The following is a 10,206-nucleotide window of genomic DNA, read 5'->3' as shown; positions in this document are numbered from 1 at the left end:
AGATTTTTATACTTAACAAGAGTTTTCCCAACGACCTTGCCAAGTTCGGAGCGAATAATAGCAAACTTCGTTTTTCTGTAAAGCACTTTTCTTTGTTTTTTGGTTTGAATGATTGGTTTTTCGTCAATAAGGGGTGAAATGCACCAGTTTTGAACAAATAATATAAAAAATGGTCATATGGAAGTGATTGTTTTTACAGTTTATTGCACCATCTTTACATTCATTGACGAACAAAACCACTTTCACTTGGTAAACTAGAGTCAGTAAGTAATTTTAATAATTCAAATAATAAGTATCAATATGAATCAAACTAAGTCTATTACTCTTGCGGTTTTATTAGCATGCACTTTATCAATACCTTCTTATGCTAAGAAACCAAGAGAAAATCAATCGGTTGCTGTTGTCTCTGAAGAGGTTGCAACACATGAAATATCTCAATCATTATCGTTAATCGGAAAATTAGAATCTGCGGAGTCTGTGATCATCTCTCCAGAGGTCTCTGGCAAAATAGACCGAATTGCGGTTAAGGCAAATCAAGAGGTCAAAAAAGGTCAACTTTTAATTCAATTAAATGATGATAAAGCCAGCGCTGCTATTAAAGAGGCGCGAGCGTATTTGAATGATGAAAAACGTAAACTGAAAGAATTTCAACGCTTAGCGAAAAAGAACGCCATTACTCAGACGGAAATCGATGGCCAAAAAGCCAGTGTTGATATTGCCCAAGCTCGTTTAGAGGCGGCAAATGCGAATTTAGCTGATCTTCATATTTCGGCTCCTTTCTCTGGTACGGTCGGGTTTATTGATTTTAGCCGAGGAAAAATGGTTAATGCTGGAACTGAATTACTGACCTTAGATAATTTGTCTTTAATGCAGTTAGATCTGCAAGTACCAGAGCGTTATCTTTCAATGCTATCGACTGGCATGAAGGTTGATGCAACGAGTCAAGCGTGGGGAAATACAGTATTTTCAGGAAAAGTGGTGGGTATTGATTCTCGTATTAATGCTGAAACCTTGAATTTACGTACTCGTATTGAATTTCCAAATAAAGATCTAAAGATGAAGCCGGGTATGTTAATGGCGGCAGAACTGGACTTTCCTGTGATTAATGCTCCAATCATCCCAGTACAAGCACTGGAGTACTCTGGTACAAAACGTTATGTGTACGTAATTGGTGACGATAATAAAGTAACACGTACTCGAGTTACACTGGGGGCTCGTGTTGAAAACCGCGTAGTGATTGAATCTGGTGTAGAGATTGGTCAAGATATTGTAGTTCAAGGCTTAGTTAATATGCGAGACGGCGTAACCGTTAAGTTACTTGAACAAGAGACTCAACCTGTCGTCAAAGGACAATAATCATGTGGTTATCTGATACCTCAGTAAAAAGACCTGTGGTCGCCATTGTATTAAGTTTGTTGTTGTGTGTATTTGGTGCGGTGTCGTTTAGTAAACTAGCTGTACGTGAAATGCCGGATATTGAAAGCCCAGTCGTTTCGATCAGTACTCGTTATGAAGGTGCATCGGCGACGATCATTGAAAGCCAGATAACAACAGTATTAGAAGATCAACTTTCTGGTATTAGTGGCATTGATGAAATCGAATCGACTACTCGTAACGGCATGTCACGCATTATGATTACTTTCGATTTAGGTTATGACTTAAATTCGGGAGTGAGTGATGTTCGTGATGCCGTAGCTCGTGCTCAACGAAGCTTGCCTGACGAAGCAGACGATCCGATTGTCTTTAAAAATAACGGCAGTGGAGAAGCGTCGCTTTATATCAATTTAAGTTCTAGTGTGATGGATAGAACAGAGTTAACTGATTATACCGAGCGTGTATTGGTTGACCGTTTTAGTTTGATTACGGGTGTGAGCTCGGTTGATATTTCCGGTGGTCTTTATAAGGTTATGTATGTAAAGCTCAAGCCTGATTTAATGGCAGGGCGAGGCGTTATTGCTTCTGATATTACCGCAGCACTTCGTTCAGAGAATATTGAAAGCCCGGGGGGGGAAGTTCGTAATGACGCCATTGTGATGTCGGTTCGAACTGAGCGTTTATATAACCAAGCAGAAGACTTTAATTATCTTGTTGTTAAAACCGCCAGCGATGGAACATCAATTTATCTAAAAGATGTCGCTGATGTGTTCATTGGTGCTGAAAATGAAAATTCGACCTTTAAAAGTGATGGTGTGGTTAACGTAAGTATGGGGATTGTTCCTCAGTCTGATGCAAACCCATTGGATGTGGCGAATTTAGTCCGTGAAGAAGTGGCTAAAATTCAGCAGTTTTTACCTGAAGGTACTCGTTTAGCCATTGATTATGACTCTACCGTGTTTATTGATCGCTCGATTTCTGAGGTGTACAGCACACTCTTTATTACGGGGGGGTTGGTTATCTTGGTGCTTTATATCTTTATTGGCCAAGCACGAGCAACGTTAATTCCGGCAGTGACCGTACCTGTTTCATTAATATCATCGTTTATGGCGGCGTATTACTTTGGTTTTTCAATTAATTTAATTACGTTAATGGCACTGATATTATCGATTGGTCTAGTGGTTGATGATGCCATTGTAGTCGTAGAGAATATTTTCCATCATTTAGAAAAAGGTGAGTCACCACTATTAGCCGCCTATAAAGGCACAAGAGAAGTGGGTTTTGCCGTAATAGCAACGACCTTGGTTCTGGTCATGGTATTCTTGCCGATCTCATTTATGGATGGCATGGTCGGTCTACTATTTACAGAGTTCTCAGTATTGCTTGCGATGTCAGTGTTGTTCTCATCATTGATAGCTTTGACATTAACCCCAGTATTAGGCAGTAAGATCTTAAAAGCCAATGTTAAACCAAATCGTTTTAATCTCTTTGTCGACAAACTGTTTGCTAGCTTAGAAAGAGGTTATCGTAAATCGGTTAGCAAAGCGGTGGCATGGCGTTTATTGGCTCCGGTGATTATCTTAGCGTGTATTGGCGGTAGTTACGGCTTGATGAAGCAGGTTCCAGCACAATTAACACCGCAAGAAGACCGTGGTGTATTGTTTGCGTTTGTCCGTGGTGCTGATGCCACCAGTTATAACCGAATGAGTTCGAACATGGACATTGTTGAAGAGAGACTGATGCCATTGCTTGGTCAAGGGTTCTTAAAATCATTCAGTATTCAATCTCCCGCGTTTGGTGGCCAAGCGGGTGACCAAACTGGTTTTGTTATCATGATCTTAGAAGATTGGGCAGACAGAGATCTGACAGCTCAAGAAGGATTAGGCTTAATTCGTAAAACCTTAGTCGATATCCCGGATGTTCGTGTATTTCCAATGATGCCAGGTTTCCGTGGTGGTTCAAGTGAGCCTGTGCAATTTGTACTTGGTGGCTCCGATTACAAAGAACTACAAAAATGGGGAGATGTATTAAAAGCGGAAGCGAATAATAGCCCATTGATGGAAGGTGCAGACATTAACTATTCTGAAAAAACCCCAGAGTTAGTGGTGTCAGTTGATCGCAACCGCGCTGCAGAGTTAGGCATTAAGATCTCTGATATTTCAGAGACTCTTGAGATCATGCTTGGTGGTAAGAGTGAAACCACGTATGTGGAACGTGGTGAAGAATATGATGTGTATTTACGAGGTGATGAAAATAGCTTCAATAATGCAGAGGATCTTAGCCAAATTTACATGAGAACGGCGACTGGGGAATTAGTTACTCTTGATACGGTAACTAAAATCAATGAAGTTGCGTCTGCTATTCGTCTATCGCATACCAATAAGCAGAAATCCATAACCTTAAGTGCCAATCTAAAAGAGGGGGCGACGTTAGGTGATGCTCTGGATTATCTGGATGCCAAAGCGATAGAAATGTTACCGAGTGATATTTCAGTGGCTTACACTGGTGAGTCAAAAGACTTTAAAGAAAACCAATCAAGTATTCTAGTGGTGTTTGGATTGGCGCTGCTGGTTGCTTATCTTGTTCTTGCGGCACAATTTGAAAGTTTTATTAATCCAATGGTGGTGATGTTTACCGTTCCTATGGGGGTATTTGGTGGTTTCTTAGGCCTTGTAATTATGGGCCAAGGACTGAATATTTATAGCCAGATTGGAATGATCATGTTGATCGGCATGGTAACCAAAAACGGGATCTTAATTGTTGAGTTTGCGAATCAATTACGAGATAAAGGCATAGAGCTAGAACAAGCAATTATTGATGCCTCAGCTCGTCGTTTACGTCCAATTTTAATGACTGCATTTACGACATTAGCCGGTGCGATCCCATTGATTATGTCTACAGGCGCGGGTTATGAAAGCCGAGTAGCAGTCGGTACCGTTATTTTCTTTGGTATGGCGTTTGCGACCTTGGTTACGTTATTTGTTATTCCTGCGATGTATCGCTTAATCTCAGGTAATACTAAGTCTCCAGGTCATATAGAAGCGTTATTAAATAAACAATTAGATCATGATATTAAAGGGCGAATTTCGCATTAATATTGAAATGATAATTTGATAAAAAGAAAGGCCATTACTGAATGTTTAGTGATGGCCTTTTTATTAATCAAATAGTTATACTTACAGCTTGGCGTTTAAATCTGCCATTACTGCGTCTTTATTTTCTAAATACTCATCTAGACCATTTTTACGTAAGTCACATGATGGGCAATCACCACATCCATCCCCAATCACACCGTTATAGCAGGTTAGAGTTTGACTACGAACATAATCTAATTTGCCATATTTATCAGCAAGCGCCCAAGTTTCAGCTTTATTTAGCCACATTAATGGAGTATCAATACGAAGTTTACGATCCATACCTAAGACAAGAGATTGGTTGATTGATTTTACAAACTCATCACGACAATCAGGGTAGCCAGAGAAGTCAGTTTCACAAACACCAGTGATCACCGATTCAGCCCCTAATTGATAAGCATAAATACCAGCAAGCGTTAAGAATAGAATATTACGACCAGGTACAAATGAGTTAGGCAGACCGTTTTCTTGAAGTTCATGAGAAACAGGGATGTTATCGCGAGTTAATGAACTAACGGCCAGTTCATTTAATAAGCCAACATCCATTACTTTATGAGAGGTTGCACCCAACTCAATCGCGACTTTTTTTGCTACCTCAATTTCCTGATTATGACGTTGGCCATAATCAAAAGTAATACAATGAACATGATCATATTGAGTAAGTGCTTGAATTAAACAGGTAGTGGAATCTTGACCGCCACTAAATACAACGATTGCTGTAGACATAATAGAATGAATCTCAGTAGGATTATTTATTGGTATTGTAATAAAAAAGCCACCGATGATCGATGGCTTTTATTGTTATTACCAATTGGTCGTATCCTCGCGGGACGTTATTATTTTATTGATTTTTATAATTGACCTGTTTTTTCAAAGCGGGTTAATTGTTCCAAACACGGTGTTAAATCCCCAATGTTATTAGCAACCCATTCGTCATTATAATAGGTATCAAGGTATCTCTCGCCGCTATCACAAAGTAAAGTTACGATAGAGCCTTTCTCACCGCGTTGTTGCATTTCACAAGCCAATTGCAACGCACCAAATAAGTTGGTTCCTGTAGAAGCTCCTGCTTTACGTCCAAGAATACCTTCTAGCCAACGCGCTGTTGCTACACTTGCTACATCCGAAATAGTGCGCATTTCATCAATAACTCCGGGAATAAAGCTTGGCTCAACGCGAGGTCGACCAATGCCTTCAATCTTGCTGCCAGCATCCAGTGTTAGATCTTTATTCCTCGTTTTATAGAACTCATGGAAAACTGAATTTTCAGGGTCGACGACACATAATTTAGTATTGTATTTTTGATAGCGAATAAAACGACCGATGGTTGCAGAGGTACCACCAGTACCTGGGTTCATTACGATCCACGTTGGTTCTGGGTGATCTTCAAGTTGCATTTGATTGAAAATACTATCGGCAATGTTGTTGTTTCCGCGCCAGTCTGTTGCACGCTCTGCGTAAGTAAATTGGTCCATATAATGGCCGTTTAATTCTTTAGCAAGACGACGAGATTCTGCATAGATCTCATCAGAGCGCTCTACAAAATGAGGTTTACCACCGTAGAATTTAATCATCTCAATCTTTTTACTTGCCGTTTTACGGGGAACAACCGCAATGAATGGCAACCCAAGTAGACGCGCAAAGTAGGCCTCTGACACCGCAGTGCTACCTGATGATGATTCAATAATAGGCGTATTTGGACCAATCCAGCCATTAGAAATAGCATAAAGAAAAAGAGAACGAGCTAAACGGTGCTTAAGAGATCCTGTTGGGTGCGTACTTTCATCTTTTAGGTACAAATCAATGCCATCAAGCATAGGTAAATCAAGTTTAATAAGATGCGTATCTGCAGAGCGTTGGTAGTCCGCTTCAATTTTACGAATAGCGTTGTTAATCCAGTTATGATCTGTACACATAATGCTTTCCTTAATGCTGTTACTACAAATAGTAGCGATGTAATTAATTTACCTCTGTACGTTGAGAAAAACTTTGCTATATTTACTTTAAATTAAGCATAAAAGAGAAAATATTTCTATTTTGGGGTTTTTATGGGAAAGCATGAGCTAGATAAGGTCGATACTACTTTACTTTCGTTACTGCAAAAAGACAGTACTATCTCATTACATGATTTAGCAGAAGCGGTTAACTTAACCACAACACCTTGTTGGAAGCGATTAAAACGCCTAGAAGAAGATGGCGTGATTGAAAAGAAAGTGGCTTTACTTAATCCTGAAAAATTAGGGTTAAGCTTTAATGCGTTTGTATTGATAAAAACATCTAATCACTCCCAAGAGTGGTATAACCAATTTGTTGATACTGTTTCGGATTTTCCAGAAGTGATGGAATTTTATCGAATGGCGGGAGAGTATGATTACATGATGAAAGTGTTATCAGCAGACATGAAAGCCTTTGATGGTTTCTATAAAAAATTAGTCAACAGTGTTGATGGGATCTCGAATGTTACCAGTACATTTGCGATGGAGCCTCTAAAATATACAACAGAGCTACCATTATAGTTATGTGGTAATTATGTGTAAGAAAGAAGGTCAGGTGGTAACTACCTGACCAATAAATTATATGATTGAAGAGATAGTTTTATTTTTTCTTCATTCTCATAACACCTTCCTGCATAGCTGATGCAACAAGTTCGCCTTTTTGATTGAATACTTCCCCACGAACTAAGCCACGAGAACCACTTGCATTGGTACTTTCAATAGAATAGAGCAACCACTCATCCATTTTAAATGGGCGGTGGAACCACATTGAATGGTCAATCGTAGCCACTTGGAAGTTTGGTGTTAATAAGCTGACTTCATGTGGATGAAGGGCGGTTGGTAAGAATCCCCAATCAGAAGCATACGCTAATAAGTATTGATGGATTAATTGATCGTCTGGTAATTCGCCATTGGCTTTAATCCACAAATGCTGTGTCGGCGCCGCTTTTTTAGGGGCTAGAGGGTTAACAATATTAACTGGACGAACTTCAATTGGTTTTTCACCGCAAAATATTTTTTGAATCGCGGGTGGAAGTACGTGCTTAATGGCGTCTGCAAGTTGTGTTTCTGAGGCGAAATTTTCAGGCCCTGCGATATCAGGCATAACAGATTGGTGCTCAAAACCTGGCTCATCACCGTGATAAGAGGCGGTTAAGTAAAAGATAGGGCGCCCATTTTGAATCGCTTTAACGCGACGTGTACTGAAGCTTCTGCCATCTCTTAAATTTTCGACATCATAAATAATCGCTTTTTCTGGATCACCAGGATAAAGAAAGTAGCTATGGAAAGAATGAACGGTTCTCGTATTATCAACAGTATAACGAGCAGCAGAAAGCGCCTGTCCAATGACTTGACCACCATACACTTGTGGCAATCCAAGGTTTTCACTTTGACCTCTAAATAAGCCTTGTTCTAATGGTTCTAACTGCAATAGTGTAAGTAATTCATTTAATGGTTTATTCATTTTATATGCCTTAATGCCTCTGACGTGATTGTTCTATTGTGAGCCAGATTCAGTTTCAGTTCAATAAGTTAAACACTATGTTAACTGAGTCAGAGTTGTATCAAAACTGTGCAATTTTATTCAGGTTGAGTTAGTTTTCTGTCAAAGATGAAGTCGCCAAGCAGACACGGCGAGATATTCGGTCTATATTCGTGTTAGTTTGTTAGATAACGATAATATTATAAGAGAGAAAAATATGAAAAAATCATTATTAATTGCTTTTTCTGTAGCAACAGGGATCACAATGGTTGGCTGCAATTCAACAGATAAAGCAGAAAAAGAAGTGGTTAAGCAAGAAGTGGTAGTGCAAGAAGATATGGCTCAAACAGATGTGTCTGGCACAGAAGTAATTGAAGCATCTGAAACACAATTAGTGACAGGTAGTGTTGGTTACCGTGAGCGTATCGCTTTACCTGCAAACGCAATTATTACGGTTACATTAGCTGATGTGTCTTTAGCGGATGCGCCATCAAAAACGCTTGCAGAGCAAACTTTTGAAGCGGCTGAAAAATCATCGCCATTTGATTACGCTTTAGAATTTAATACGGCTGATATTCAAGCGAATCATCGCTACTCTGTACGTGCAACAATCAAAGTTGACGGTAAATTACGTTTCACAACAGACACAAACTACGCTGTGATCACGGATGAAGCAAAAACAATGAAACAAGATTTATTGCTAAAAGGCGTTCGTCAATAATATTGACTGGCTTTATATAAACAGGTCGTTGTGTCTTAAGGCATGACGACTTGTTTAAAATGACAAATTTTCCCATCTTCTCGAATTAATATCCCTTCTTCTTCAAGCAACCTTCTCTGTTTTTCAAATTGATCGCCTAGCAATGAAATCTTCCCCTGAGCATTGACAACTCGATACCAAGGTAACTGTGTGTCTTCTGGGAGTTTAGACAATACTTTTCCCACGTGTCTTGAGTGATGAGGAAACCCTGCCAGCGCTGCAAGCTGTCCATAAGTGATGACTCGACCTGATGGTACATAATATAAATTCGTATAAATACGTTGAATAAATTCATCCATTGAAATAAAAATCTTCTATTAGAAAAGAGAGGTGGGTCAGTGATAAAGCTCAGTATTACCGCTAAACTGAGATAGTAGCAAAGTAAACCGCTTTATACCAAGGAGGGCTAGCGATGGTATTAACTGTGTTGTCTATTATATTAAGTATCCTACTTGTTGTTGTTGGCGTATTGGCTTTTGGGATTAGTGGAGGAGAGCTTCCTTTACTTGCTTTAGCCATACCTATGTTATGGCTCATACCTCAAGGTGGTGTTGCTACATGGGTGTTACTTGGTGGAATGTCATTATTTGGCTTAACACTTAGTGAGCAACCATTGTCATTATCTATTGCCGTCTGGACTTTATTTCCATTGTTAATGGTGATTTTTTCACGACGAAAAAGCATTCATCTGGTGGCTTTTATTATTGCGGTTGTAGTGGCAATGGAAGCAGGGATCATGGCCTTACAATATGAAGGTCGATTAGAAGGCAGCGCATCTTTAACCTTGGTTCAAATAATCAGTGTTATTTTGGTCTGGATAGCGGCGAGAAGTTGGAAACCGGTGAATCGCAATGCGTGGTGGCCTTTGGTACTCGTTATTCCTTTATGGATAGGGGGCTTACAACACGCGGCACTTGTTGCCTTGTCGATTACCGGACTTATTGTATGTTTACAGAGCCTTGGGCGATCCAAATATAGAGATTGGCTTTCTATGCTATCGTGGCTTTTACCAGTCATTGCCTTTGCAACCTTAATTATATCTCCTAAGTTTGAGGTACCAGCATCGGTCATGGTTTCTTGGCTAATGATTTTAATGATTGGATGGGTTACTGACTTTATGATGCAAGTAGATGATGAACCTATCGATTAAGCGATTAGGTTCATCATCGATATTTACTCTTAAGCGTTAATGGCTACGGCAGTTGTTTCTTCTTTATTTTGTATTATCGCACTCAGCTTCAATTGTTTCTTCAATGATTTTAGAAGTGTGGAAGTAAAAAATAAACCAATAGGCATGCTAAATATCATGCATATGATAGGTAGGCAGAGCTATTATTTCTGAATGGTTAAGTTTTTGTTCTGGATAGTTTTGATTTTAATTTGTGAAATAATTAAATTAAAGGCGAGAAGATGAAGATTCAGATACTGCCTTTTAGTTAAAAATAACAACAGTATCTGGAA

General features: G+C 39.3%; 9 protein-coding genes. 5 read left to right on the top strand and 4 right to left on the bottom strand.

Annotation, left to right across the window (positions count from 1 at the left end; translation table 11 throughout):
- Window positions 1-300: 300 nt before the first annotated feature.
- Both PVK62_RS10960 and vexH read left to right on the top strand, forming a co-directional pair.
- Window positions 301-1,356 (top strand): efflux RND transporter periplasmic adaptor subunit, encoded by a 1,056-nt coding sequence (locus PVK62_RS10960; protein WP_274445435.1) that lies wholly within the window; start codon window positions 301-303, stop codon window positions 1,354-1,356.
- 2 nt (window positions 1,357-1,358) lie between these two features.
- The gene (gene vexH, locus PVK62_RS10955) at window positions 1,359-4,469 is read left to right on the top strand and encodes a vibriobactin export RND transporter permease subunit VexH (protein WP_274445436.1); all 3,111 of its coding nucleotides are present in this window, start codon (window positions 1,359-1,361) and stop codon (window positions 4,467-4,469) included.
- Between the two features lie 81 nt (window positions 4,470-4,550).
- Here vexH and queC read toward each other — a convergent pair whose 3' ends face one another.
- Window positions 4,551-5,234, bottom strand: a complete 684-nt coding sequence (gene queC, locus PVK62_RS10950) for a 7-cyano-7-deazaguanine synthase QueC (RefSeq protein ID WP_274445437.1) — start codon at window positions 5,232-5,234, stop codon at window positions 4,551-4,553.
- 125 nt (window positions 5,235-5,359) lie between these two features.
- Window positions 5,360-6,424 carry a PLP-dependent cysteine synthase family protein gene (locus PVK62_RS10945; protein ID WP_274445438.1) on the bottom strand — a complete coding sequence of 355 codons (1,065 nt, stop codon included), beginning with the start codon at window positions 6,422-6,424 and terminating at the stop codon, window positions 5,360-5,362.
- Window positions 6,425-6,556: 132 nt separating this feature from the next.
- On the opposite strand from PVK62_RS10945, the gene PVK62_RS10940 reads away from it, so the two are divergent.
- Window positions 6,557-7,024: an Lrp/AsnC family transcriptional regulator gene (locus PVK62_RS10940; RefSeq protein WP_122033074.1), complete on the top strand. Its 468-nt coding sequence runs from the start codon at window positions 6,557-6,559 to the stop codon at window positions 7,022-7,024.
- 79 nt (window positions 7,025-7,103) lie between these two features.
- Here PVK62_RS10940 and tesB read toward each other — a convergent pair whose 3' ends face one another.
- Window positions 7,104-7,967, bottom strand: a complete 864-nt coding sequence (tesB, locus tag PVK62_RS10935; RefSeq protein ID WP_274445440.1) for an acyl-CoA thioesterase II — start codon at window positions 7,965-7,967, stop codon at window positions 7,104-7,106.
- A 235-nt stretch (window positions 7,968-8,202) separates the two neighbouring features.
- On the opposite strand from tesB, the gene PVK62_RS10930 reads away from it, so the two are divergent.
- On the top strand, window positions 8,203-8,706 hold the full coding sequence (locus PVK62_RS10930; RefSeq protein ID WP_274445441.1) for a YbaY family lipoprotein: 504 nt from the start codon (window positions 8,203-8,205) through the stop codon (window positions 8,704-8,706).
- A gap of 35 nt (window positions 8,707-8,741) precedes the next feature.
- Here PVK62_RS10930 and PVK62_RS10925 read toward each other — a convergent pair whose 3' ends face one another.
- A complete protein-coding gene (locus PVK62_RS10925; protein WP_274445442.1) occupies window positions 8,742-9,044 on the bottom strand; it encodes an MGMT family protein in 303 nt (100 codons plus the stop codon).
- A gap of 113 nt (window positions 9,045-9,157) precedes the next feature.
- Here PVK62_RS10925 and PVK62_RS10920 point away from each other — a divergent pair, with 113 nt between their 5' ends.
- On the top strand, window positions 9,158-9,895 hold the full coding sequence (locus PVK62_RS10920) for a hypothetical protein (RefSeq protein WP_274449406.1): 738 nt from the start codon (window positions 9,158-9,160) through the stop codon (window positions 9,893-9,895).
- Window positions 9,896-10,206: the final 311 nt, after the last annotated feature.

The organism is Aliivibrio sp. S3MY1 (assembly GCF_028765575.1).
Classification (GTDB): Bacteria; Pseudomonadota; Gammaproteobacteria; order Enterobacterales; family Vibrionaceae; genus Aliivibrio.
The sequence above is the reverse complement of the archived record's forward strand: the minus strand, read 5'-3'. Positions and strand labels throughout refer to the sequence as shown.